At 47.2% G+C, this 25,278-nt stretch carries 20 protein-coding genes; 10 read left to right on the top strand and 10 right to left on the bottom strand.

Features of this window, described 5'->3' with window-relative positions; all coding sequences use genetic code 11:
• Window positions 1-60 precede the first annotated feature (60 nt).
• The 3 genes from ACOMG9_RS08210 to smrA all read left to right on the top strand — a co-directional run bounded on the left by ACOMG9_RS08210 (window position 61) and on the right by smrA (window position 2,212).
• Window positions 61-519 (top strand): type III secretion system chaperone, encoded by a 459-nt coding sequence (locus ACOMG9_RS08210; RefSeq protein WP_494530067.1) that lies wholly within the window; start codon window positions 61-63, stop codon window positions 517-519.
• Window positions 520-611: 92 nt separating this feature from the next.
• Window positions 612-1,484, top strand: coding sequence for a hypothetical protein (locus ACOMG9_RS08205; protein WP_494530066.1), 873 nt, complete (start codon window positions 612-614; stop codon window positions 1,482-1,484).
• Window positions 1,485-1,633: 149 nt separating this feature from the next.
• Window positions 1,634-2,212 carry a DNA endonuclease SmrA gene (smrA, locus tag ACOMG9_RS08200; protein ID WP_448216562.1) on the top strand — a complete coding sequence of 193 codons (579 nt, stop codon included), beginning with the start codon at window positions 1,634-1,636 and terminating at the stop codon, window positions 2,210-2,212.
• Window positions 2,213-2,281: 69 nt separating this feature from the next.
• Here the strand turns inward: smrA and rplT are convergent, their stop codons facing one another.
• The 4 genes from rplT to thrS all read right to left on the bottom strand — a co-directional run bounded on the left by rplT (window position 2,282) and on the right by thrS (window position 5,615).
• A complete protein-coding gene (gene rplT, locus ACOMG9_RS08195; protein WP_257254376.1) occupies window positions 2,282-2,638 on the bottom strand; it encodes a 50S ribosomal protein L20 in 357 nt (118 codons plus the stop codon).
• A gap of 36 nt (window positions 2,639-2,674) precedes the next feature.
• Complete coding sequence (gene rpmI, locus ACOMG9_RS08190; protein ID WP_034837404.1) at window positions 2,675-2,866, bottom strand: 50S ribosomal protein L35; 192 nt, start codon at window positions 2,864-2,866, stop codon at window positions 2,675-2,677.
• Window positions 2,867-3,066: 200 nt separating this feature from the next.
• Complete coding sequence (infC, locus tag ACOMG9_RS08185) at window positions 3,067-3,657, bottom strand: translation initiation factor IF-3 (RefSeq protein ID WP_448216561.1); 591 nt, start codon at window positions 3,655-3,657, stop codon at window positions 3,067-3,069.
• A 35-nt stretch (window positions 3,658-3,692) separates the two neighbouring features.
• The gene (gene thrS, locus ACOMG9_RS08180) at window positions 3,693-5,615 is read right to left on the bottom strand and encodes a threonine--tRNA ligase (RefSeq protein ID WP_422133191.1); all 1,923 of its coding nucleotides are present in this window, start codon (window positions 5,613-5,615) and stop codon (window positions 3,693-3,695) included.
• Between the two features lie 570 nt (window positions 5,616-6,185).
• On the opposite strand from thrS, the gene ACOMG9_RS08175 reads away from it, so the two are divergent.
• The 3 genes from ACOMG9_RS08175 to mnmH all read left to right on the top strand — a co-directional run bounded on the left by ACOMG9_RS08175 (window position 6,186) and on the right by mnmH (window position 10,213).
• Window positions 6,186-7,421, top strand: coding sequence for a hypothetical protein (locus tag ACOMG9_RS08175; RefSeq protein WP_448216560.1), 1,236 nt, complete (start codon window positions 6,186-6,188; stop codon window positions 7,419-7,421).
• A gap of 470 nt (window positions 7,422-7,891) precedes the next feature.
• The gene (locus tag ACOMG9_RS08170) at window positions 7,892-8,812 is read left to right on the top strand and encodes a hypothetical protein (protein WP_448216559.1); all 921 of its coding nucleotides are present in this window, start codon (window positions 7,892-7,894) and stop codon (window positions 8,810-8,812) included.
• A gap of 291 nt (window positions 8,813-9,103) precedes the next feature.
• Window positions 9,104-10,213, top strand: a complete 1,110-nt coding sequence (gene mnmH / locus ACOMG9_RS08165; RefSeq protein WP_494530065.1) for a tRNA 2-selenouridine(34) synthase MnmH — start codon at window positions 9,104-9,106, stop codon at window positions 10,211-10,213.
• Here mnmH and ACOMG9_RS08160 read toward each other — a convergent pair.
• The gene (locus ACOMG9_RS08160) at window positions 10,189-11,172 is read right to left on the bottom strand and encodes a DMT family transporter (protein ID WP_422409123.1); all 984 of its coding nucleotides are present in this window, start codon (window positions 11,170-11,172) and stop codon (window positions 10,189-10,191) included. The genes mnmH and ACOMG9_RS08160 overlap by 25 nt on opposite strands.
• A gap of 177 nt (window positions 11,173-11,349) precedes the next feature.
• Between ACOMG9_RS08160 and ACOMG9_RS08155 the strand changes: the two genes are divergently transcribed.
• The 4 genes from ACOMG9_RS08155 (at window position 11,350) to ACOMG9_RS08140 (ending at window position 16,050) form a co-directional block, all read left to right on the top strand.
• Window positions 11,350-12,504 (top strand): MalY/PatB family protein, encoded by a 1,155-nt coding sequence (locus ACOMG9_RS08155; RefSeq protein WP_448216556.1) that lies wholly within the window; start codon window positions 11,350-11,352, stop codon window positions 12,502-12,504.
• 258 nt (window positions 12,505-12,762) lie between these two features.
• Window positions 12,763-14,904, top strand: a complete 2,142-nt coding sequence (gene ovoA / locus ACOMG9_RS08150; protein WP_494530064.1) for a 5-histidylcysteine sulfoxide synthase — start codon at window positions 12,763-12,765, stop codon at window positions 14,902-14,904.
• Window positions 14,905-15,074: 170 nt separating this feature from the next.
• The gene (gene tsaA, locus ACOMG9_RS08145; RefSeq protein ID WP_448216554.1) at window positions 15,075-15,788 is read left to right on the top strand and encodes a tRNA (N6-threonylcarbamoyladenosine(37)-N6)-methyltransferase TrmO; all 714 of its coding nucleotides are present in this window, start codon (window positions 15,075-15,077) and stop codon (window positions 15,786-15,788) included.
• A gap of 22 nt (window positions 15,789-15,810) precedes the next feature.
• A complete protein-coding gene (locus ACOMG9_RS08140) occupies window positions 15,811-16,050 on the top strand; it encodes a YheU family protein (protein WP_448216553.1) in 240 nt (79 codons plus the stop codon).
• A gap of 59 nt (window positions 16,051-16,109) precedes the next feature.
• On the opposite strand, the gene ACOMG9_RS08135 is transcribed toward ACOMG9_RS08140, so the two are convergent.
• The 5 genes from ACOMG9_RS08135 to ACOMG9_RS08115 all read right to left on the bottom strand — a co-directional run bounded on the left by ACOMG9_RS08135 (window position 16,110) and on the right by ACOMG9_RS08115 (window position 25,180).
• On the bottom strand, window positions 16,110-17,594 hold the full coding sequence (locus ACOMG9_RS08135) for a hypothetical protein (protein ID WP_494530063.1): 1,485 nt from the start codon (window positions 17,592-17,594) through the stop codon (window positions 16,110-16,112).
• 476 nt (window positions 17,595-18,070) lie between these two features.
• Complete coding sequence (locus ACOMG9_RS08130) at window positions 18,071-19,462, bottom strand: hypothetical protein (RefSeq protein ID WP_494530062.1); 1,392 nt, start codon at window positions 19,460-19,462, stop codon at window positions 18,071-18,073.
• 781 nt (window positions 19,463-20,243) lie between these two features.
• A complete protein-coding gene (locus ACOMG9_RS08125; protein WP_448218589.1) occupies window positions 20,244-21,329 on the bottom strand; it encodes an IS630 family transposase in 1,086 nt (361 codons plus the stop codon).
• A gap of 82 nt (window positions 21,330-21,411) precedes the next feature.
• Window positions 21,412-23,067: a hypothetical protein gene (locus ACOMG9_RS08120; RefSeq protein ID WP_448216550.1), complete on the bottom strand. Its 1,656-nt coding sequence runs from the start codon at window positions 23,065-23,067 to the stop codon at window positions 21,412-21,414.
• Between the two features lie 328 nt (window positions 23,068-23,395).
• The gene (locus ACOMG9_RS08115) at window positions 23,396-25,180 is read right to left on the bottom strand and encodes a hypothetical protein (RefSeq protein WP_494530061.1); all 1,785 of its coding nucleotides are present in this window, start codon (window positions 25,178-25,180) and stop codon (window positions 23,396-23,398) included.
• Window positions 25,181-25,278: the final 98 nt, after the last annotated feature.

Raw genomic sequence — 25,278 nt, 5'->3', positions numbered from 1 at the left:
TTCAATTTCATTTATCCAAGCCGAACCAAACACTAATGATTTGCTATGGAGAGCCCGGCTATGATTGAGCCTTACGAACAATTTAAAGAGTTTTTAAAGGACTTTGGTGAACATATTGGTCATGACCTGACCACAGAAGACAACACCTGCGCCCTGGTAGACGAGCACAATGAGATCGCAGTGATCATAGAGTTACCTGAAAACAGTGATCTGTTACTGCTGCACCGCATGCTGGCACCCATGCCAACAGATCCTGAGCTACAGGCCGCCAGAGCAATGCAGCTGTTGTCTCTCAACGGAGCCCCAGACAAGCACAAAGGTGCCTGGTTTTATACGGACCAGGATGGAATAGGTTTGCACCTTATGACCAGTCACCCTGTCGGCAGTCTGACCCATGAGACTTTCAATAACCTGGTGCTTGGCTTCATAGAGCTCGCCAGCACATTAACCCGGGAACTGACAGAAGAAGAGCAGGAGCTTGCCTACAACTCATCACCTGCTGGAGGGATAGCACAATGAGAGGAGTCTTCTTTGGAGCAGGTTTATCTGCAAGTAGATACGCAGAAGCAAACAGTAGAAGTGAAGATACTCAAAAGCCCAAGCTCAAACCAATGACAAACTCACCTCCGGGTTATATTGGAAATTTTGCATCATTGACCAACCCCTGGCAGCATCACGTAGGAACTCTGACTCCGGATAAAGGTACTCCCAGAAATAACTGGCGAATGGGTGAAGCTATGGCCGTTGAGGCAAGGATTGCCGCTTACCCTTACGAAAAGTCAATAGACGACTGGGAATTAAAAGACAAAAAGATCCTGAATGAACTTAAGTCCTGGGATACTGATCGCCCTCTCGCCCTGAATGCTGGCAAAGCAGCCGGATTATCCACCAAAGGATCCGAAGGCTGTGTGTTCGACAAGAAAACCGGGCTCACTGCCTATATTCTTCGTAACCCCAAAACCAGTCCACCCGAAGTTCGCATTGTTTTTGGCAGCTGGGATGCCCTGAAAAAACCGGATGAGCTTTCTCATACTGGAAGGTTCAAAAAAGCGTTTACTCTCGTGCGCTGGGTACGAAATCTGAGAAACGCAAGGCGAAAAAGTGTGCCTGAAAGTTTCAGGCAAGCCAGTGAACTCACCAGGCAGGTTCAGAGCCTGATGAAGAAAAACAGTGCCTTTAAAGGCTGGACTCTGAAATTATCGGGCTACGAAAAAGGCGGAGCACAGGCGGCTTATGCAGCGGTCTCACAGGATAAGGTTTTACAAGCCAGATGCTTTTCCAGTGAGCTCCTGAGCAAGCATATCATTAACTCTCTGGACGAGGAAAAACAGCAAGACGCCAGTGAAGCCATCATCCATTACCAGCCTGTGGAAGATGAGTTTGCATTGAATCTGGAAAAGCATGACCGTTTTTTTCAGGATAAAGTCATCGGAAAACCCGTTGCTATGTACGCCAGAGACTATGAAAAGACGGGCTTTTCGTGAATTCAGGTTTCCCACATAAGACGTTCGAAACGGTTATGGTTCTCCAGATACACAAAAACGAGTAATATCAAAAGCCATTAAGGTGTGCCCCAATGTCAAATTTCCTGACCGGGGAGCACCTCTGACCGTTCCAGCAAAAGTACAAAGCTATGAGTTACGATGACCAGGATCTGTTCCTTCAGGAAATGGAGGGAGTGGCTCCCCTGAAAAGCCGCACCAAAGCGAACCTCAAGAAACATCAGACAGCGACTCCCGGTCAGGCCCTGAGAAGGAAGGCAGCCCAGGCTGAGCTGAATGACCCTAATTTTTTATCTCTGGATAACCCGAAAAGAGTCCAGCCTTACGATCACCTGGAATATAAACGCTCCGGTGTTCAGGAAGGTGTTTTCAAGAAAATGAGACTGGGCAAATACGACATTGAAGCCAGACTCGACCTGCATAATCACACAGCGGCTGAGGCTCGAAAAGCGGTTTTTGACTTCATCAACGACTGTCAGCAACACGAGCTTCGCTCACTCATTATCAATCATGGCCGGGGCCTGAACACTAATCCCCCGGCCATCATTAAAAGCTACGTCAACACCTGGCTGCGGGAAATGGATCAGGTACTCTGCTTTCATACCGCATTAAAGTTTCATGGCGGTTCTGCGGCGCTGTATGTGGTGCTAAGAAAGAGTGAAAGAAAAAAACTGGAAAACCGGGAGCGTCACTCCAAACGCACCGCCTGATTCTGACCCAACAAATAAAACGGGGTTATGGAAAACCATAACCCCGTTAAAGGCTGATATGAATCAGGCTCAAGCCAGAGAAGCTTTAGCCTTTTCAACCAGCTGACCGAAAACAGCCTTGTCGTGCACAGCCAGATCAGCCAGAACCTTACGGTCGATTTCGATCGCAGACTTTTTCAGACCCGCGATGAAACGACTGTAAGACAGACCGTTGGTGCGCGCACCGGCATTGATACGGGCAATCCACAAAGCACGGAACTGACGTTTACGCTGACGACGATCGCGGTAAGCATACTGACCAGCTTTGGTTACAGCCTGTTTGGCTACGCGAAATACACGTGAACGTGCTCCGTAGTAACCTTTGGCGGCCTTGAGAACTTTCTTGTGACGCTTGCGCGCGATTACACCACGTTTTACACGTGCCATGAGCTATATCTCCGAAAAAAATGATCTATAAAGCGATTAGTCGCGCAGCATACGCTTAACGAGGCCCTGGTCAGCAGGTGTTACCATGGAGGTACCACGCAGCTGACGCTTACGCTTGGTGGTCATTTTGGTCAGGATGTGACTCTTGAAGGCACCCTTACGCTTGTAACCGCTGGCCGTTTTTTTGAAACGCTTGGCGGCACCACTGTTGGTTTTCATTTTTGGCATGAAAAAGCACTCCGCATTCGCGACCACCTACCCCTTCTCATCTTGGAAAGCGGCGCCCGTTTCAGGGCCAGGAGGTGTCGGGATATTAAAAATAAAAGCGACTGTCGTTTAATCCGGGAGAAAATTTTCTGTGTAGAAAAGCCTCATCCAGGACATGAAAAACCGGCCACTGAGGCAGTGACCGGTTTTTCATACTCAAATCACTTCTTCTTTTTCGGGGCAATAACCATGATCAGTTGACGACCTTCCATCTTTGGACGCTGTTCAACGGTACCAATCTCTTCCAGATCTTTTTCAACCCGGTTCATCAGTTCCATGCCCAGCTGCTGGTGAGCCATCTCACGACCACGATAACGAAGAGAAACCTTCGCCTTGTTGCCCTCTGTCAGGAAACGTACCAGGTTGCGCAGTTTTACCTGGTAATCCCCTTCCTCTGTGCCCGGGCGAAACTTGACTTCTTTCACCTGGGTCTGAACCTGTTTCTTCTTGGCTGCGGCTTTCTGCTTCTTTTGCTCGTACTGATGCTTGCCGTAGTCAAGGATCTTACAGACTGGCGGTTCGCTGGTTGCATTAATTTCAACCAGATCCAGCCCTGCTTCCTGGGCCATGGACAAAGCGTCACGGGTATCGACCACCCCTACCTGAGAGCCATCGGCTCCTATTAGACGGACTTCTTTGGCACGGATATTCTCATTAATCGGCGCCTTCTGCGGGCGACGATCGCGGAAGCTGTTACGTCTGATGGGTGTATCTCCTGTAAAGGCAGCCTGTGCGAAAGGGCTCGTCGACATTTAACATCAAGATCGACAAGCCCGTTACAGATTAATTACGCAGTACGGCCACGCTTGCTGATATCCGCTGCAAGGCGCTCCTTGAATGCCTCTACAGGCATGGTACCCAGGTCTTCACCTGTGCGGGTACGCACAGCAACGGTTCTGTTTTCCATTTCCTTATCGCCAATAACCAGCAAATAAGGCACCTTATTTAAGGTATGCTCGCGGATTTTAAAGCCGATCTTCTCGTTTCTCAAGTCCGCTTTTACCCTAACTCCCTTTTCCATCAACATTTTTTCCAGTTCTACCGCATAAGAAGCCTGTCTGTCAGTAATGTTGAGGATGGCAACCTGCTTGGGAGCCAGCCATGGCGGCATGGCCCCTTCATAGTGTTCAATGAGTATGCCGATGAACCGCTCAAACGACCCCAGAATCGCCCTGTGGAGCATGACCGGTGTTTTGCGTTCACCGCTTTCATCGACATATTCAGCACCCAGACGGCCCGGCATCGAGAAATCCACCTGAATCGTACCACACTGCCACACCCGGCCAATGCAGTCTTTCAGGGAAAATTCGATTTTTGGTCCGTAGAAAGCACCTTCACCCGGTAGTTCTTCCCATGGCAGCGCCTGTGCATCCAGAGCATCGGCCAGGGCTTTTTCGGCTTTATCCCAGATTTCATCAGAACCTACGCGCTTTTCAGGACGCGTAGACAGTTTGTAAAGCATGTTTTCACGACTGAAGCCAAAATCCTCATACACCTCATGGAGGAAATCAATAAAAGCAGCCACTTCCGACTGAATCTGATCTTCTGTTGCGAAAATATGGGCATCGTCCTGAACAAAGCCACGGACACGCATGATTCCATGAAGCGCACCAGATGGCTCGTTACGATGACAGGAACCAAATTCCGCCAGTCGCAGCGGCAGATCACGGTAGCTTTTCAGCCCCTGATTGAAGACCTGGACGTGACACGGGCAGTTCATGGGCTTAACAGCAATATCACGCTCTTCCGAATTGGTGGTGAACATGTCGTCCTGAAACTTGTCCCAGTGACCGGATTTTTCCCAGAGGGAGCGATCCACCAGCTGAGGCGTTCTGATCTCTTTGTAGCCATGCATAATCTGCTTTTTACGCATGTACTGTTCCAGTTCCTGATAGATGGCCCAGCCATTGGGGTGCCAAAACACCATGCCCGGTGCTTCTTCCTGCATATGGAACAGGTCCAGCTTCTTACCCAATTTACGGTGATCACGCTTCTCCGCTTCTTCCAGACGCTGCAGGTAAGCTTTCAGGGCTTTCTTGTCTTCCCAGGCCGTTCCATAGATACGGGTCAGCATTTCGTTGCTGGAATCACCACGCCAGTAAGCACCGGCCACACGCATCAGTTTGAAGGCTTTCAGCTTACCTGTTGAGGGAACATGTGGGCCACGGCAAAGATCCATCCACTCACCCTGACGGTAAACAGAAATCACTTCATTTTTCGGCAGGTCATTAATGATCTCGACCTTGTACTCTTCACCCATGGCTTTGAAAGCACTAATGGCTTCGTCACGAGTCATCACCACTCGCTCAATCCCCAGATCCTGCTTTGCCAGCTCAGCCATGCGCTTTTCAATCTTCTCCAGGTCTTCGAGGTTAAATGCCCGCTCATAGGAGAAGTCATAATAGAAGCCATTATCAATCACGGGACCAATAGTGACCTGGGCACCGGGGTACAGATCCTGAGTGGCCATTGCAAGCAGGTGAGCCGTTGAGTGACGGATCACCTCAACACCTTCTTCGTCACGGGAAGTGATAATAGCCAGCTCAGAGTCATCGGTGATTTTGGCACTGGCATCTACCAGCTCACCATTAATACGACCCGCCAGAGTCGCCTTGGCCAGGCCCGGACCAATATCCTGGGCCACTTCCATGACAGAAACGGCGTCAGCAAATTCGCGCTTGCTGCCGTCGGGAAGCGTAATTACAGGCATGAGGAGATATTCCTTAATTTTTTGCCGCCAGGGCTTTTGCCGCTATTGGCATTGTGTTCATCTTCAGTGGCAACCTGTACCGAAGGCTGCTTGCTCAACGTTCTTGCCAGCCCATACCAGAGGCTGAGAACTTTTGTACCAGTGGCAACCCATACCAGGGGATGCTTGGATTTTCTCACCGATCGAAAGGAGAAAATCTTCGGACAGTCATTAGTATTTAGCAAAGAAAAGCCGAAAGATTATTATTTTGAGTTTTTCACAGCCTGTGTCAAGTCAGGAAAAAGATAACCTCAACAGGGCTCTTGAGTTTTTAAAGGCAAGAATGGAGAAGTATCCTCCCAACGTGGGAGCTCTTTAACCGGAAAGAGTGAGAAGCTCAGTACTTTTGCGACAGCCTTCCGGGAGGGATAGCTCAGCATGCTCAGCCAGAAAGTAAAAATTCCGGAAGCTTCAAGTAAATCCGAACAAGTTGCATTTCATCTTACATTGTCTATACCTACCCGAGCCACGACAAGCCGGTCGAGCCGAATTCAGTTTATATCAATCAGCCTGTTGATGGAGAACCATCCAATGCAGTTATTAAAACCTGATCGTCTGCTTTTAATATCGACGCTGATTGTTTATATCCTGAGTCATTCGGCTTTGGCTAAAACTGACATAAATACGACGGCGTCAGTCAATCTTGAAAGTTCCACCTTTTCTTCAAATTTCAGTGAGCCTGCAATCGTTTCAGAATTTAATGTCAGCTCATCGAGTACGGTTTCCCTGGGTATCAGGCTGCCCCTGACATCATCAGACGATATCCTTTTCAGGAAAAACCAAGGTGGACTGACGGGCTTTATCTGCTCACTAATCAACCTGCCAAGTAACTCAACTTTCGTTTATGGCAACAGCTCTCACTTGAACAATATTAAAAATCATCTGGGATGTGACGTCCCCCTTCCAGAAGAGACCATAAAAAATAAACCCGATTACGACCGCTGGGTGAGCAGTATTTCCATCTGGGTTCGCGAGGGCGTGGAGATGTTTATACTGCTTAGTGCCTCTATAAAAGTTAGCCCCGGAGCCAGAAAGCAGATTTTGTACACAGCGTATCTGACCAGCTTCATCACTACGGGTAGCCTTTACGGCATCGGCGCTGCAAACGCGGAATCCGGTAAGGAAATTCCCGAGAAATGGATTCAACTTATTAACGGGTTAACAAAATTAAAAGCCAGTCTCTGCATTGGTGGCTGGGCTATTGGGATGGTTGGAGGCATTGCAGGTAAAAAAGAACTCGTCTTATCGGCGTTACTGATAAATGTTATCTCGAACACGTTTCGCGAAACCGGTAATGCCGCTCTCACTACTGTACCGCTGATCCTTAATAAAAATTACGAGGCCGGCCTATTGGGTTTAATCCCTATGGGGATCATTGCTTCAAAACTCATAGAATTCAACCCGAAAACCAACAGTGTCTTTTTGCAGAAGCTCTCATGGTTTGTAATAGCCAGTCTCGGGGCCGGACTGTTCTCGGGAGCCTGGCATGATTTTGAAAAAATTGCCGGTGAATCCGCTACTGTCTGGGATTTGGGCAAACAAACAACGGTGGGCGATGGCTATGAGATACTCAGCGATAAAAAACTGCCAATGTCGATTATTGCTCCCTTTGGATACAGACCCGATCCTACGGTTATCACCTTAACGTCCGGCCTGGGCTATTTTACAGTGGTAACTCTTGCAAGCCTCTATCTTATTATCCACAGAGTGCAACCCACAGGTATTGGTCTGTTAACGCCTGATAGCGCAGAGGCATCGGGGTTGTAATCCCATACAAGCTCTCTCTTGGGCTGCTGGGTCATCCTGTAAATGCAAACGAGTTGCGTTTCATCCCAAATTTACTATACCTACTCGAGCCAATACGAATGTGTTCAAACCAGCTTATCTGAATTCAATTTATATCAGTCAGCCCGCTCATGGAGACACATCCAATGCAACGGTCAAAAACCTGTCTTGTGCTCTTAATATCGACGATGATTGCTTATGTTTCTGTTCATTCAGCTCTGGCTAGTCCTGCTCTGAATACTTCAGAATTAGTTAAATCTGACTACTCCACAGTGGCTTCAGCAGTTAACGGAAGCACACCTGCTTCAAAATTCAATATCATAGTACCGGATAGGGTTTCCATGAGCACCAGACTGCCGCAGACAGCATCAGACGATATCAGCTGCGGGGAGAACAGAGGAAAGCTGAAAGCCTTTGTCTGCTCAGAAATCAACAACCCGAATAACTCAACTGTGTTTTATAGCAACAGCTCTGACTTTAACGCCATTAAAGATAAACTGGGATGTGAAAGCTCTACTGCAACTGTCGCCAAAAAAAGCAAACAAGGTACCGAGCCGCTTCTTACCAGCGTTGCTATCTGGATTATGGAAGGCGTGGAGATGTTCGTACTCCTTGAGGGCTCTATCAGAGTTAAACCAGAAGCCAAATATAAGATTTTGGGGACAGCGCTTGGCACCAGTCTCATTACCATGGGCGGTGTATTCACTTCGGGTGTCTTACTCTCGCAGTCAGGGATGGAAATCCCCGAGAAATGGGTTGAACTTATTACTGGCTTAACATCATTAAAAGCCAGCATCTGCGCTGGTGGCTGGGCTCTCGGGCTCGCTGGAGGTGTCACAGGTAAAAAAGAACTTCTCTTGTCAGGGTTGCTGATCAATGTTGTCTCATATACTTTTCGCGAAGCCGGAGAAGGCGCTCTGGCCACCTTACCGCTGATCCTTGATAAAAAATACGAAGCCATTTCCTTGTCTTTTATTCCTATGGGAGTCATTGCTACAAAACTAATACCATTCAACCCGGAAACCGATAGCGCCTGTTTGAGAGCATTTTCATGGATTGTAATCGCCAGTCTGGGAGCTGGACTGTTCTCGAATGCCTGGCATGAATTTGAAAAAATTGCGGGTCAATCGAGCACTCTCTGGGACTTGGGAAAAAATTTAATCGTTGGCAATGGTTATGAAATACTCAGTCGTGAAAAACTGCCTATGTCAGTTGTTGCTGCCTTTGGATACAGACCTGACCCTACGATTATTACAGTAACCACCGGTCTGGGCTTTTTTACGTTCGTATCTTTAGCAAGCCTCTACCACCTTCTCCACAAAGCCAAACCCAGAGGCAACAGACAGCTTGAAATAGAAATCATGCAGTTTTAATGCTCATCAAATGTTAAAAACCTGTTATCAGAAAGCCATTTGGGCAATCGCTATGGCGATGTAAACCTTGTGCAGAATGTTGCACTCAGATATACACAGCAGCCAAACTCTGATTCCTATACACAGCCTGTATTGTGCTGCCTGGTTTTGTTCCGGTAAGTTTGGCTGTACTCTGCCCTTCTATATCCGATAGAAACAATCCACACTTGCTTAAACAGACAGGTTCCAGCGAAACTATAGGGCTTTTGGACAAGAACCCAGCCCGCTCCCGTTGAGCTGTTACGGAACCTTATGACCCAGCAACGCCCGGATACTCACGACTACCTCGCCCTGTTCCTGAATGATGTGCCACTGATGGATGTTCGGGCACCTGTTGAATTCAACAAAGGTTCATTCCCACTGGCGACCAGCCTGCCAATCCTGGATGATTACCAGCGTGAAGTGATTGGTACTGAGTACAGGCAGCGGGGGCAAGATGCTGCCGTCGCCCTGGGTTATCAGCTAGCCACTGACGATGTGCGTGATGAAAGAGTGACCCACTGGCAGCAATTTGTACAAAAGCATCCAGAAGGCTACCTATTCTGTTTTCGTGGCGGTCAGCGCTCTCATATTACCCAATCCTGGCTGGCCGAGTCCGGATCCCCTTACCCTCTGATCAAAGGGGGCTACAAGGCACTGAGAAGGTTCCTGATCGATGAACTGGAAAAGTCTGTTGAAGACATTCCCTTTATGATTCTCAGTGGCAAAACCGGTACCGGCAAAACTCGTCTGATTTATGACATTGAAGACAGCATTGATCTGGAGGATTTGGCCAACCATCGGGGGTCGAGCTTCGGTCGTCGTTATGGTGGCCAGCCCACTCAGATTGACTTTGAAAATCGTCTTTCTATCGCCATGCTCAAGCACCGCCACTTTAAACCAGGGCGCGCTCTGCTTCTGGAAGACGAAAGCAAGCTGATCGGGCGCTGTAGCCTGTCCCGGGTGTTCAGCAACAAGATGCAAAAGTCCTCCATTATTCTGCTGGAAGCTTCTATAGAAGAGCGTGTAGAGATAGGTCTTCAGGAGTATGTCAGCAATAACCTGGCCGAATACCAGACCGTTTACGGTAAAGAAGAGGGCTTTGCCCGCTTCAGCGAGGGGCTGACTGACAGCCTTTGCCGGATTCGCAGAAGATTGGGTGGAGCCCGTTATCAGGAGCTGGGAGAGCTTCTCTCTTCAGCCCTTCAGCAACATGAAGTTCATGGTGTCATTGATGGTTATCGGCCACTGATTGAGCAATTATTGGTTGGCTACTATGACCCCATGTACGAGTATCAGCTGGAGCAGAAACAGGAAAGAATTCTCTTCAGAGGTAACCGGGACGAGATCAGAAACAACTATCCTGAGCTGGTATTAAATTGAGAAACAGTTCGGTTCCGGTAAAAAAGAGCCATACTCGAAACCAGGATGGCAATGACTGCCCACTCCTGATTGTTGGGTATGCGCCCTTCCAGCATGAAGACAAAAAGCACTCCAAATAAAACCTCAAGGGTTGTGCAGGGATAAAATCCTGAATCACTGTTGTGCGACACTGCTTTGCGTCTGCATATCCGGGCCAAACCGGTGGCTAATATCCCTGCTACCAACCCCCCTCCTCCGAAGTAAGCCCAGTCAATATTGACAACACCTCCCGAAAACAGGGTGAATTCAGGGTGGTCCAGCCAGGTCAGTGGATAAATCATGGGCAATGCCAATACAGAGCCCAGTCCGGTTAACAGATAACGATCGGAAGGATCAATATCGGGGCGCTCAGTAGCCATTAATAACTGTATGCGGGTACCTGTGAGCCAGCAGATACTCGCCAGCAGTAAACAGAACAATCCGTAGACCATACTCTGCTCATGTGAGTCCGGATTAACCTGATCAAACTTCTGGGAAATCAACAGAAAAAAGGCTCCAATCAACAGCAGTAGAGGCATAGTGAGCTGGCTGGCAGCCTTTCTTTCCAAAAAGCATTTCTGAAAAATCATGGGTAAGGCGGCTATCAGAATACAGGCAAAAACGCCGCCGAGGCTCCGGATACTGATGACAAGAAACAGGTAATAAAGAAGATTCGTCAGCAGGGCCACCCAAATCCATGGCACGATACCATCTTGCCGGACTCTTTTAATAATCTCGCGACGAAAAAGGACAATGATAGATACCCATAGACCAAATACTGCAAAGCGTCCTGCTACCAGCTCAATAGCAGAATATTCCGACATCAATCCAGGAAGAATGATCAGACTCCCCAACAAGGCTCCTGACAACAGCGAATAGACAACGCCTCTGGCAATCAACTCGGGACTTCTCCACAGAGAAACTTCAGGTTCTCTGAGCATTGTCTACAAAACCGTGATTTTCCAGCCTCCTGGCAGGATTTACCACCCTGAGCTGACCAGCGAGACAGCAAAACGGATAAAATCGGCAAAGCCATCCTGATAAATCAGATTTCAAAAAAGACTGACTGCAGGTAGTATCAGTGAAACACATTCAATCCAACCCCGGGGGAAGTATCCGTGTCCACAGATTTCGATACTTTTATCGACCGAAGTCATACCTCAAGCCTTAAGTGGGATCGCTACAAAGATAGAGATATCTTGCCTTTCTGGGTGGCGGATATGGACTTCAAATCCGCCCCTGAAATCATTGAAGCTGTGCAACAACGTGTTGACCACGGTGTTTTTGGCTATACCCTGGCCGATGAGGGTCTGGAAGATCGAATTGTCGAGCGAATGCAAAACCTCTACGGCTGGCAGATTGAAAAAGACTGGATTGTCTGGCTGCCGGGACTGGTGACCGCACTCAATATTGCGGTGAGAAGCGTCGCTGGTCCCGGAGAGACCGTTGCAGTGCCTCTGCCGGTTTACTACCCCTTTCTGATGGCACCCAGGTTGGGAGGACGCCAGATGATCGGACTGGACTGGGTGATCAGGGACAATCAGTGGCAGCTGGATTTGGAAGCCTTTGAACACAGGATCACCGACGACACCCGGCTGTTGATGCTATGTAATCCTCAGAACCCCAATGGCCGGGTACTTACCCGGGAAGAACTGGAGACTATCGAGGCGCTCTGCAAAAAGTACAGCATTGTCGTCTGTTCTGACGAAGTGCATTGCGACCTGATTCTTGATCGTAATGCCGAACACATCCCCTATGCCAGTCTGAGTGAATTCACCCGGGACACATCTATCACCCTGATGTCGCCTTCCAAGACATTTAATCTGGCCGGCTTTGGCTGTGCCTTTGCCGTAATACCAGATGGCACATTGCGCATGGAATTTCAAAGAGTGCGCAAGGGTATCGTCCCTGATCCGGATAACATGCTGATAGGCTTGACGGCTGCCAGAGCCGCCTACGAACATGGCGAACCCTGGCGCCAGAGTCTGCTCGACTATCTTCGGGGTAACCACGATTTACTGATGTCCGAAATCAATGACATTAAGGGCTTAAGTATGCTGCCACTGCAGTCTACCTACCTGGCCTGGATTAATGTCAGCGAACTGGGCCTGGATGATCCACACCGCTTCTTTGAAGATGCCGGTGTGGGATTCTCCCCCGGTGCCCAGTTTGGAGACCGTGACTACCTGAGACTGAACTTTGGCTGCAGTCGATCTACTCTGGAGGAAGGCATTCGCAGGATCAGGGCCGCAATAGCTGAGTTCAAACCCTGAATGGATTATATAGGTCTGTCATTGAATAACTGACAGACCTTTCAACTCTTTCCAGAGCAATCCATTGATAACCTGTCATCCAACAACACTTTGAAAACGTATGATCTGTGGCAGCGCGAAAGGCATTAGTTAACTGGCTGAAATTGACATATCGATCAACCTTGATACTACTGCCTTTAAGCTCTAGACCATATAGGATATTTTAATAGTCTCTGGTCAAACCGTAACGCATTGTTAAATTGCTTTGGAGGTTAGCTCGTGCCAAATGTGACGTCTACTGAAAACACCTCGCCACTCCAGATCCCCACAAGAACGCTGATACTCGATTCAGGCACTCCGGAAGCAAAGCGCCAGGAACTGATTCAGTATTTCTGCGAAACCTACGATATCTACGATCGTCTTTTTGAAACACTCACCGGTGATGAGGCCTATTATCGTAAGGCTATTTCCCAGAGACACCCCCTGATTTTCTACTACGGCCATACCGCAGCATTTTTTATCAACAAACTGATTGCTGCCCGCCTGATTAATCAACGAGTAGATACCGATATTGAGGCAATGGTAGCCATCGGCGTTGATGAAATGTCCTGGGATGATCTGGACGAAAACAACTACGACTGGCCAACGGTTCCAGCCATGAAGGAATACCGTCAAAAAGTCAGGGCACTCATCGTTGAATTTATAGAAACCATGCCTTTGGAAATACCCATCACCTGGGAAAGTCCAGCCTGGCTGATCATGATGGGCATTGAGCATGAGCGCATCCACCTGGAGACCTCATCGGTTCTCATTCGTCAGTTACCCCTGGCTTACGTCACGCCTCACCCGGACTGGCAACCCTGCAAAACTTCCGGGGCAGCGCCGGAAAATCAGTTGATTGAACATGCCGGTGGCCACCAGATTCTCGGCAAGCCATATGATCATGCTCTTTATGGCTGGGACAACGAATACGGTCACTATGAAGAAACTATCCCTGCCTTCAAGGCCAGCCAGTACCTGGTCAGCAACCAGGAGTTTCTTGAGTTTGTCCGGGATGGGGGCTACAACGCCGAAAAATATTGGACCGACGAGGGCTGGGCGTGGGCTACCTTTGCCGAAGCCATTCACCCTGAGTTTTGGGTTCCCGGTGATGAAAATTACCGATACCGGACCATGCTGGAAGAGATAGACATGCCCTGGAACTGGCCCGTGGATGTCAACTGCCATGAGGCTCAGGCTTTCTGCCGATGGAAGTCAGAAATGACAGGGCTGCAGATACAACTGCCGTCCGAAGCTGAATGGTATTGTTTGCGAGACAGCATTGATACAGACCAACCTTATTGGAAACAGGCTCCTGGCAACATCAACCTCGAATACTGGGCCTCTTCCTGTCCGGTTAACCAGTTCAGGACGGGGGACTTTTATGATGTCATTGGCAATGTCTGGCAATGGACAACGACTCCCATTGATGCCTTTGAAGGCTTCAAGGTTCATCCCTACTACGATGACTTTTCAACCCCCACATTTGACGGCCGGCATAACCTGATCAAAGGTGGCTGCTGGATCTCGACAGGTAACTATGCGATCCGGGATTCCCGATATGCTTTCAGGCGACATTTTTTCCAGCATGCCGGTTTTCGCTATGTTGAATCCACTGCTGAGCTTAATGCCAACCTGAACCCCTACGAAACCGATGCGCTGGTGGCTCAGTATCTGGAATTTCATTATGGTGAAAGCTACTTTGGTGTTGAAAATTTCCCCCGGGCCTGTGCCGAAGTCTGCCATGAGCTGTTGACAGACCTCAACTGCACCCGGGCACTGGATCTGGGCTGCTCGGTAGGGAGAAGCAGTTTTGAGCTGGCCCGCTGGTTCAAACATGTTGATGGAATCGACTTCTCAGCTCGTTTTATCTCTGCGGCCTCCAGGCTTCAGCAGAATGGAAAAATTCGATACTTTGTGCCCTTTGAGGGAGAACTGGGTGAATACCGTGAAGCCAAACTGACTGACTTTGCCGATAACATTGATGTCAGTCGTGTTCTGTTTACCCAGGGAGACGCCTGTAATCTCAAAACCAAATACAATAACTATGACCTTGTCTTTGCCGGGAATCTGATTGATCGACTCAACGATCCCCATAAATTCCTTTCTTCTGTTCATGAGCGAATCCGTCCGGAGGGACTGCTGGTGCTGACTTCGCCCTATACCTGGCTGGAAGAATACACGTCAAAGGATAAATGGCTGGGAGGAATACGTGAGAATGGTGAGGCCCTGACAACCTATGACGGGCTGAAAAGAGTTCTGGGCCAACATTTTGAGGAGATTAAACCACCCAGAGATATTCCTTTTGTCATCCGGGAAACCGCCAGAAAACACCAGCATACCCTTGCCCAGGCAACCTTCTGGAGAAAAAAGACTTCCTGAAAACAACAGGAGTCTGATAGTCTCTGTCAGGCTCCTGATCTTTCTAGAGAAATCCTGATCAGGCCCAGCACAGTTGCTTTGAAACAATGACCCGTCATGAGGCTAAGACCTGTTAAGAGCCTCATTTTTCCATTATATTGCCCGGTCAAAACAGCGATTACGGGTTAAATGTGAGCAAAAGCAGTTTCCAGTTTCAACAAATTGGAGTGATTCACTCCTGCTACCGGCAAAAATTTGGAATCCCCCGCCAACCGGGCATTGTCACAGCGGCAGAGTCAGAGCTGGAACTGTTACCACCCTTCAACCAGGAGAACCTGGTACGTGGTCTGGAAGGTTTCTCTCACCTCTGGGTTCATTTTGTTTTTCACGAAACCATGAATCAAGGCTGGCGCCCTACCATTCGCCCTCCCCGACTTGGTGGTAAACAGCGCATGGGCGTTTTTGCCACTCGTTCGACCCATCGTCCTAACCCCATTGGCCTGTCTGTGGTAAAACTGAAAAGCATCCAATCGGGGAACGGCAAGTTGATACTGAGACTGGCAGAAGCTGATCTGCTGGATGGCACACCGGTTATTGATATCAAACCCTACCTGCCCTACGCCGATGCTCTGCCAGAAGCTAAAGGTGGCTTTGCACCTTTACCCGCCATCATGGCAGCAGTGGAATTCAGCGAAGAGGCCATGATTAAATGCCTGGCTTATGAACGCCGGACCGGACGCTCTCTGGTGGAACTGATTCAACAGGTATTGGGGCAGGATCCACGCCCGGCCTACCTCAGAGATACCACCGGGCGAAGGCATGGCTTCGCACTCTGGGACATTAATGTGGTCTGGGAGTCCAGGGGAGACCACTTTCTGGTCACCGATCTGGAATTATATCCATAAGGCCATATTCAGGAGCTGAAGAATGATTATTCCTTATCAGGAACTAAACACAGAAACACTGCACAACCTGATTGCTGAATTTGTCAGCCGGGAAGGGACCGACAACGGTTTTGAGCAGGATCAGGAAAGTCGTATTCAGCAGGTACTTGGGTTATTGAAATCAGGCGAAGTCTCTATTGTTTTTGATTCCCAAACCGAGAGCGTCAATATCATACCTGTCAAAGAAGCTCAAAACTATGAGTCTATTATCGACCAGACTTAAACGAACTGGTCTTATAAATTGGCTGTCCTACTGCAAAGCAATGAGTATGAAACGAAAAACTACTTTGGCTCAATGACCAGTACTACAGTGAGGTCTTTCATTCTCAATGCACGGATAAAACTCTTTATCTCCACGGCTACGATTCCCGGAATACCCAGTCCCAAGATAGCCGCTAAGGCCTGGCTGCTATACCTGATCCAGTTTTGCTTGATTCGGTATGAAAAATAGAACCAGGTATTTGTAATGACCTGGTCCACAGCAAGCAGGGAAGACACTACGACTACTTTCAATCTCTGATTTTCGTCTGATCCTGCATTGTCATTTTCATTAACTATGAAGCCTGCTTCACCCGAATCGGAACCGGCTATAAATGAAGCGTTGGCTAACTGAGCTGTACAGGGCAATGCTATTAATGAACTGGATGAAGCTGGCGCTGACATAGTGCAATTACAAGCAACATCTAAACCTGCCTCAGACCATGCACTTACAGGAGCAAAGCCGACTTGATAACGCTCCTCCAATGCGGACATACCCTTGTGTTTATCGGCATCATCAACCTCTATCAGACCCCACGCCTGTTCTCTGTCTTTTAATCCAAATGCTCCCTGAATTATTTCAATATCAGAACAGTTACTACTGCACCGGATACCCCCCATATAATGATCAGGATCCGATGACTGAACCAAGTCGATCGATAGATCATTGCCAAACTGATCAACGACGCTGTTACAGGTAGAATCGACAAAGCTCAGAACGTTTTCTCCGGGCCATACGTTTATAGCAAACAAGACAGCACTGCCTTGTGACGAATCAGGTGTTGGCGTATCAGTGGGTACGGATAGAACGGTTTTAGTGTTTTTCATAGTCAACTGCACTCGCCCTGTTTTATCAGAACATTCAACATTCAATGCAGCGTTTTGAATATGTGCTGGTCCTTTTACGCCTTGCAGGAGATTAAATTCAGAGTGCATAAATCGAAAGATGAAGTTTTCTTCTGATCCTTGTCCACCAGCAAAGCTTGTACACCCCAATTTTACGGGTTTAATCTGCGCCTTGTTATCTACCGGACCCAGTACCACTTTGACGTTGTCTGCTACAAAAATACCCGCACCCATCAGATTTAGAATACCTGACGCTGCATAATTCTGTCTGGTCGGGGTTGAAGAGGGGTACGCAGATGGCGCAGTTGCTTGCGTACTGTCTGCGACTGAAGGGTTTCTGGAATCAATTTCAACATTAGCCAGATAATAGACAGAATCACTATGAGTCGCCGACATCACGTAGTGGTCCTGTAAGCCTCCCTGAGTAACAAACTCAGGCAGAATATCTGCTCCATTTCCCACAAAAGCCGAGTTATCCGGCAAGTGAAAAGTTGATCCCCCTTCGTGGCTGATTCTGGCATCCTCTGTCAATGGCAATTCATAGACGACTGGCTGTTTCTTTTCATGTAATTGCTCTGCATCAAAGATAAAGAGGGTTGGATGGAGCGTTTCAAAAACCTCATGACTCAATCTTTCTGATGTAGCGGATATTTTTCGTATCATAACCGTTTCAGGAATTAGAGAAAGACGATTGTTCTTTTCCCTGATAAGTGCCTTGAAAGCGGCTAAATGATGACTGCACACGTTTCTGTCGACACGACTGGTCAACTCAGAACAACTCGAAACCTCTGTATATGTGGAGCTGACCGTTGAACTAACGGCAGGAAAAGCACAACTGGGGAAGGCATAAATTGATAACAGTAAAGCAACTACTATATCTAACCTGAAAATTATCATAACAGCAATCTGTCGATTTTTTAAAAGTCAAGATAGAAGCGTCCTTAACGTAACAATCCTTCCTAAGACCGTTATTCATCCTAGACCAGATATTTAATAAATAAAGGCAAAGTCTTCTCTAGCAAAAAGAATATCCATTGTCGTATTTTTTTAACCGAATGAGGAATTACAGCAACGCAGGAGCAGTTGCCACGAACGCCTGAAAAACAGGTCAGAAAATGTGATTTCGTACGGTGGGGTACTTAGAGTGAATCAAAATCATCATGTAACAGAGAGTGTTTTATCGGCGATACACTGTACCCTCTCAATCCACTGACACATTTCGGAACCAACTGGAGTGCCGGGAGACCCAAACCCAATGTAGCCGCCAACACCTGACTGGTGTGCCTTATCCAGGCTTGCCTGATACGGTCTGAAAGCCGGAACCAGATTTGAGCAATGAACTGGCTCCCGCCGAACAGGCAAGATATACCTATGATCTCTAATCCGGTTAATTTTGATCTGCTGATTTTATTCCCGACCAGAGCATCTGCATCAGCCGTTGTGTAAGGTATCTGAGTTGCAAAGGGAGAAGCAGTGCATGCAACATTAAAACCTGCCTTAGACCATACACCCACTGGAGCAAAACCCGCTCGATAACTCTTCTCATATTGAGCCCAACAGCTCTCTTTTTCGGCATGTTCAACCGGTATCCAACCCCATGCCTGATCACTGTCTTTTAATCCAAACGCTCCCTGAACCATTTTGATATCAGAACAGTCACTGCCAAAGACGCCGCCCATATAGTGATCGGGATCCGATGGATTAGCAGGGTCAATGGATAGATCGTTACCAAACTGATCAACGACACTGTTACAGGTAGAATTAAAAAAGCTCAGAATATTTTCCTTAGGCAACAAGCTAATGGAGAACAACACACTACTGCCCTGGGGCATCCCGCGTCCTGCAGCATCAGTTTCAGTGGATACAGACAAGACCGTTGTAGTGTTTTTCATAGTCAACCGCACTTGCCCTGTTTCCTTATAACATTCAAGATTCAATGCAGCGTTATGAACATTATTTAACCCTTGCTGAAGTTCAATGTCAGAGTCTGTAAATCGATAAATGAAATACTCTTCTGCTCCTCTCCCATCAGCATAATCAGTACACCCCAGGTCTACTGTATTAACCCTCATCCCATTATCCGCATGATCAAGTACCACCTTGATATTGTCTGCAACAAAAATACCTGCCCCCCTCAAATCCAGAATACCCGGAGGCGCATGATACTGCGTGGTCGGGGTTGAACCGGGGGATACTGTGGCAGCTGTTGCTAATGAACCACCCTGCTCTTGAGAATTTCTGGAATTGATTTTGATATTCGCCAGATAATAGACGGAATCATTACAGGTTGCCGACATCACGTGATGATTCTGCATGCCTCCCGCAATCACAAATTCAGGCAGAATATCCTCTCTGCTCCCCACAAAAGCCGAATTAACAGGCAATTGAAAACTCCTGGTCATCCTGGGATTGCCACTGTCAGGCTCTGTCAGTGGCAATTCATAGACGGCGTGTTCACCCTTTCCTGATACTCGCTCTGCATCAAAGATGAACAAGGTTGGTTGGGTGACCCTAAAAACCTCATGACTCAATCTTTCTGTTGTAGCGGATATTTTTCTTATCCTGACCGTCTCAGAAATTGGAGTAGCGGCTGGAAAAGAGCTTGTGGGAGTTTGCAAGGAAATATTTGAGGAAGCACTTGCCGATATATTTTGGGAGGTAACCGGAGACGCGCTTGAAGAAGGTGTTGCCGAAGGTGACTGATTATTCTTCTCCCTGATAAGAGCCTTGAGAGCGGGTAAATGTTGACTGCACACCTTTCTGTCGAAACTACTGGTTAATTTTGAACAACTTAAAAACTTTGTATATTCGGAACCGACCGTTGGCCCAACAGTAGTGATAGCATGACAAGAGAAGCCACAAATTGCTGACAATAGCGCAACAGCTAACCCGATTCCGGAAATATTCATAACTGCACTCTGTCTGATTTTTAAACGTTAAAACAGAAGTATCCTTTCCTTAACCATACTTTTTAGGGGCGTTATTTATCCTAGCAGCCTGTCGGACTTAAGCGTCCGTAGCGAGGATTGCAAGAAATTGAGGATAAAAATCTCTGTTTCTGAGGAGAATAGCGAGCTATTTGACGAAGAAACAGGGATTTTTAGACCAATTTATTGCAACCGCACGACTGCATGGATGCAGGAGCTAGAGCAACGCAGGAGCAGCTGCCGCGTAGGACAGTCTTAAGTCCGACAGGCTGCTAGACCGGATATTTCATAAATACAGGAAAAGTCCTGTCCCATAGTAAATAACCCGGACCACCGAATTGTGGAGGGTTCAGAAAAACCTTCCGGAGGCGGATCATATGGGCTCCTAGTGTAGTGCGTCGTTCTTTTTGCAACTTAACCGGCGATTAGCCCGAACGACTTTTTCTAAGATATCATTTGCCTTAGCAGTCCAGATAAACGGCTTTGGATTTTGATTATGCTTTTCAATATATTCATCAATCGCACTGACTAGCTGTGGCACACTGACAAACACACCACGGCGTAAACGCTGACTCGTGAGATCCCGAAAAAATCTCTCAACCATGTTTAACCATGATGCTGACGTTGGCGTAAAGTGCATATGAAAACGAGGATGTTTTTCCAGCCATTCTCGCACCTTCGGGTGTTTGTGAGTCGCATAGTTGTCGCAAATCAGGTGCAGCTCTTTGTCTTTTGCCGTTTCCCTATTTATCTGTTTAAGAAACTTCAACCATTCCACATGGGTATGACGCTGCTGGCACTGACCGATGACAGCACCATCAAGTACATTCAGTGCTGCAAAGAGAGTGGTTGTACCATGTCGTTTATAATCATGAGTCATTGTTGCGGCACGCCCTTTCTTCAACGGTAAGCCAGGCTGTGTTCGATCGAGTGCCTGAACCTGACTTTTTTCATCACAGCACAGCACCAACGCATGTTCAGGAGGAGACAGATAGAGTCCGACAATATCTTCAAGCTTCTCCACAAATTTCGGGTCTCGGGACACCTTGAATGTCTTTTCCAGGTGAGGCTTGAGGCCATATGCATGCCATATCCGGCGAACACTTCTCTCACTGATACCGCTAACAGCAGCCATAGTTCGGGTGCTCCAGTGAGTGGCATTTTCCGGAAGGGTGTTTGTGGTCAGACTCACAATCTCAGCAGCATCAATCTTCTTTTTACGGCCACTGCGAGCTCGATCCTGTTCAATCCCGGAGAAGCCTTCCTGAGCATATCGGTCACGCCAGCGGCTGACCTGATGACGACCGATCTTCAGTATTTGCGCAATCTCAAGATTGCTTTTTCCTTCTGCAGAGAGAAGAACAATCTGGGCACGGCGGGCCAAGCGAAGAGGGCAAGTATTTGATGAAGTAATCTTTCTGAGTCGTATTTCTTCAGAAGCATCAAGTATTATCTCTGTGGCAACTCGCATAGTAAAAACAGGCAGTGGTTGGAATAACATCCATAGTAGACCGTTAGGAGTCTTTATGTACTGTTAATTAGGTCGCACTACACTAGCGTGGTTCAAATATATCTTGATATCCCAATGGCTCCTTATCCCCCAATACGGCGTGCCCTGACCTTCCTCTCAATCCACTGATACATCCCGGTAGCCACTGAAATGCCGGAAAACCCAAACCAAACGTAATAGCTAATGCCTGACTGGTATGCCTTATCCAGGCTTGCCTGATCCGTTTTGAAAGATGGAACCAGGACTGAGTAACGATCTGGTCGGCAAGAAACACGCCAGCTCCAACGCATACTTTCTCCCCCGTGGTTAATTTTTCTAATGCCTTTAATCCTTCGGCATCAGTCTTATTCATAACCAGAGCGCCTGTAACAACAACATCAGGAGTCAGTGCGGGTGAAACCTGAGTCGTAAAGGAAGAAGTTGTGAATGAACTGACTGAAGTGTTTGAAATGGATGAAGTAGATGTTGGCATACTGCAATGACAGGCAACATCAGAACCTGCCGAAGACCATTCGCTCACTGAAGCAAATCCAGCCTGATATCTTTTCTTACCCCAGCAGCTACGCTTACCGACGTTCTCAACAGCCGGTACAAAACCCCATGCTTGCTCTCTGCCTTTTAATCCAAATGCTCCATTTATCATTTTGAAATCAAAACAGAAATTATTATTAAAGACGCGCCCCATATAGTGATCAGGATCCGATGGATTATCCCGATCAATGGATAAATCATTGCCAAACTGATCAACGACGCTGTTACAGGTAGAATCGACGAAGTTCAGAACGTTTTTCCTGAAATATAAGGCTATATAGAACAACTCACTACTGCTTTTTGGTGAATCGGTTGCTGTCCTGCCAGTGGGTACAGATATGAATGTTGTGGTGTCTTTCAAGGTCAGCGCCACTTGCCCTGTTTTCTGAAGACATCTGACACTCAATGCAGCGTTTTGACGGCGTGTTGGTCCTTGCTCACCTTGTGACAGATAAAACTCAGAGCGCATAAATCGGTAGATGAAATTTTCCTCGGTTCCAAACCCGTCAGCATAATTGGGACAGCCCAGCTCTACCAGCCCGATCTTCATATCACTATCCGCTGGGTCCATTACCACTTTAATGTTGTCAGCAACAAAAATACCCGCACCTCTGAGATCCATAATACCGAATGGAGTGTGATTCTGTGTGGTCGGGGTTGTAAACGGCTGCCCTGTTGCTAAACCCCTCCCCATATCTAAAGGATTTCTGGAATCAATTTCGATATTCGCCAGATAGTAGACAGAATTACTACGGGTTGCCGAGATCATGAAATGATGATGTTTGCCTCTCCCAATCACAAATTCCGGCAGAATATCTGCATTGTTTCCCACGAAAGCCGAGTTATCCGGTAATTGAAAAGTATTAAATGTTCTACGACCGCGACTGATGGTCTTAAGTGGTAATTCATAAACGGCTGGTTGCTCCTCTCCTGACGATTGCTCTGCATCAAATATAAACAGGGTTGGAACGTCCGTTTTAAAAATCTCTTGACCCAATGGTTCTGCTGTAGCGAATATTTTTCTTATCTCGACCGTTTCAGCAATGGGCGCAGACACTGAGGGGGTACCTGGGTGTATCCCTGGAGAAGTGCCCGGCGTAAATGTTGTCGGAGGTACCTGATTGTTCTTTTGCCTGATGAGATCCTTAAAAGCATCTAAATGGTGCATGCAAAAGCTCCTATCGGTATCACTGGCTAATTCAGAACAACTTGAAAATTTTGTACATGTGGAACTTTCCGTTGAGCAAGCTGTGGGTGAAGCATGACAGGAGAAGGTATGGATTGCTAACAATAGGACAGCCCCTTGCCCGGATCTGGAAATATTCATAACTGCACCCTGTCTAATTTTTAAACATTAAAAATATAAGCACCCTTTCTTTAATAATCCATCCGAAGGCTACTATTTATCCTGCACTGCATATTTTATAAATAAAGGTAATGCCCTCCCTAAGATGGAATGAGTCCCATTCCTTTGGAAGTGGTGTTTTTTCGACAAACTACATCTCTAGAGCGGGATCTTTCAATAGACCAATCTCTATATCTGCTTTTTTCAATCCACTTCTACATTTCGGTAGCAACTGGATGGCGGGAATACCCAAACCTAATGTAGCAGCTAATACCTGACTGGTATGCCTTATCCAGGCTTGCTTGATACGGTTTGAAAGATAGAACCAGCTATGAGTAATGGCCTGATCCAAAGTAACTGCGGCAATACCAATGCCTGCTTTCTCCAGTTCGGTCAATCCTTTAGTGCCATTACTGTCAATAGACAGAGCACCTTTACCCGGAATCAGTGTGTGTGAAGTGTATGCTACCTGCGTTGTATAAAGATAGGTTGGGAATGAACTGAATGAAACCGATGTTGGCATGGTGCAATTGCAGGCAACATCAAAGCCTGCCTTCGACCATGCACTCACAGGAGCAAATCCCAGTTGATAACGCTTATCCAATGCAGTCGAACAGCTGTGCGTATCGGAGTGATCAACAACTATCAAGCCCCATGCTTCCTCTCTATCTTTTATTCCAAAAGCTCCTTGCATTATTTTGATATCAGAACAGTAATTGACGCCCCGGACACCACCCATATAATGATCTGGATGAAATTTGTTTGTTAAGTCGACCGATAAATCATTGCCATGCTGATCAACGACGCTGTTACAGGTAGATTTATCCAGGCGCAGTACATCTTCTCTGGGCGCTAAATTCATAGAGAACACGACACCATTGCTATGTGTCGGACGAGGTAACAGGGGTTTAGTGGGTACAAATATGACTGTTGTAGTGTCTTTCATGGTCAACTTCACATACCCTGTTTTCTCATTGCAATCGACATTCAATGCAGCATTTTGAAAATGTGTTACATCTTTCAGGCTTTTCTGGAGATCAAATTCGGTCTCCGTAAATCGATAGATAAAACTCTCTTCTGTTCCTTTCCTGTCAGCAGAATTTGTACACCCCAGTTTTACCAGATCAATATCATCCTGATTATCCGCCGGATCAAGTACTACCTTGATGTTATCCGCAAAAAAAATACCTGCGCCCTTCAGGTTCAGAACGCCTGCGGGTATGTGAGCCTTTGAAGTGGGAGTTGTAACCGCCGGGTATCCTGTAGGAGCTGTCGTTGATCTAACAGCCTTTTTCCGAGGATTCCTGGAATCAATTTCAATATTCGCCAAATAATAGACAGAACCATTATTGGGTGCCGACATCACGTAATGACTCAGCATACCTCCCTCAATAACAAATTCAGGCCGAATAGCCGTCCCGTTCCCAACAAAAGCCGAGTTATCCGGTAACTGAAAACTGTTGACACTTCCGGAACTGCTACTGACGCCACCTGTCAATGGTAATTCATAAATGGCCGGTTGCCCCTTGCCGGGGACTTGCTCTGCATCAAAGATAAACAAGGTTGGATCATCAGTTCTAAAAATCTCACGACCCAGTCTTTTTGTCGTAGCGGATATTTTTCTTATCTTGACCGTTTCAGATATCAAGTAAGTACCTGGAGCAGTGCTCAGGGAGCTATTTAGAGAAATAGTTGAGTAAGTAACCGGGAAAGACGTTGTCGGAGATAACTGACTGTTTTTTTCCCTTATGAGTTTCTCAAAAGCAGATAAGTGATGGCTGCACACGTCTCTATCAACACCGGTCAACTCAGAACAGCTTGAAAACTTTTTGAACAAGGTACTTTCCGTTGGCCCATCCGTGGCGAAAGCATGACAGGGAAAAGCATACATTGCCGAGAGTAGAGCAACCGCCAGGCCGGGTCTGGAAATATTCATAACTGTACTCTGTCTGATTTTTTAAAAGCCAAAACTGCAGCATCTTTACTGTGATAATTCTCTTTAAGTTCGTCGTAAATCCTAGCAGCCTGTCGGAC

The sequence above is a fragment of the Endozoicomonas sp. PH6C genome (genome assembly GCF_059322965.1).
This window is presented reverse-complemented; position numbering and strand designations above follow the sequence as displayed.

Excerpts from the sequence above, each read along its gene's own strand:
- ACOMG9_RS08210 (WP_494530067.1), top strand. The coding sequence starts at position 61 with ATGATTGAGCCTTACGAACAATTTAAAGAGTTTTTAAAGGACTTTGGT.
- ACOMG9_RS08205 (WP_494530066.1), top strand. The coding sequence starts at position 612 with ATGACAAACTCACCTCCGGGTTATATTGGAAATTTTGCATCATTGACC.
- smrA (WP_448216562.1), top strand. The coding sequence starts at position 1,634 with ATGAGTTACGATGACCAGGATCTGTTCCTTCAGGAAATGGAGGGAGTG.
- rplT (WP_257254376.1), bottom strand. The coding sequence starts at position 2,638 with ATGGCACGTGTAAAACGTGGTGTAATCGCGCGCAAGCGTCACAAGAAA.
- rpmI (WP_034837404.1), bottom strand. The coding sequence starts at position 2,866 with ATGCCAAAAATGAAAACCAACAGTGGTGCCGCCAAGCGTTTCAAAAAA.
- infC (WP_448216561.1), bottom strand. The coding sequence starts at position 3,657 with ATGTCGACGAGCCCTTTCGCACAGGCTGCCTTTACAGGAGATACACCC.
- thrS (WP_422133191.1), bottom strand. The coding sequence starts at position 5,615 with ATGCCTGTAATTACGCTTCCCGACGGCAGCAAGCGCGAATTTGCTGAC.
- ACOMG9_RS08175 (WP_448216560.1), top strand. The coding sequence starts at position 6,186 with ATGCAGTTATTAAAACCTGATCGTCTGCTTTTAATATCGACGCTGATT.
- mnmH (WP_494530065.1), top strand. The coding sequence starts at position 9,104 with ATGACCCAGCAACGCCCGGATACTCACGACTACCTCGCCCTGTTCCTG.
- ACOMG9_RS08160 (WP_422409123.1), bottom strand. The coding sequence starts at position 11,172 with ATGCTCAGAGAACCTGAAGTTTCTCTGTGGAGAAGTCCCGAGTTGATT.
- ACOMG9_RS08140 (WP_448216553.1), top strand. The coding sequence starts at position 15,811 with ATGATTATTCCTTATCAGGAACTAAACACAGAAACACTGCACAACCTG.
- ACOMG9_RS08135 (WP_494530063.1), bottom strand. The coding sequence starts at position 17,594 with ATGATACGAAAAATATCCGCTACATCAGAAAGATTGAGTCATGAGGTT.
- ACOMG9_RS08125 (WP_448218589.1), bottom strand. The coding sequence starts at position 21,329 with ATGCGAGTTGCCACAGAGATAATACTTGATGCTTCTGAAGAAATACGA.
- ACOMG9_RS08120 (WP_448216550.1), bottom strand. The coding sequence starts at position 23,067 with ATGCACCATTTAGATGCTTTTAAGGATCTCATCAGGCAAAAGAACAAT.
- ACOMG9_RS08115 (WP_494530061.1), bottom strand. The coding sequence starts at position 25,180 with ATGAATATTTCCAGACCCGGCCTGGCGGTTGCTCTACTCTCGGCAATG.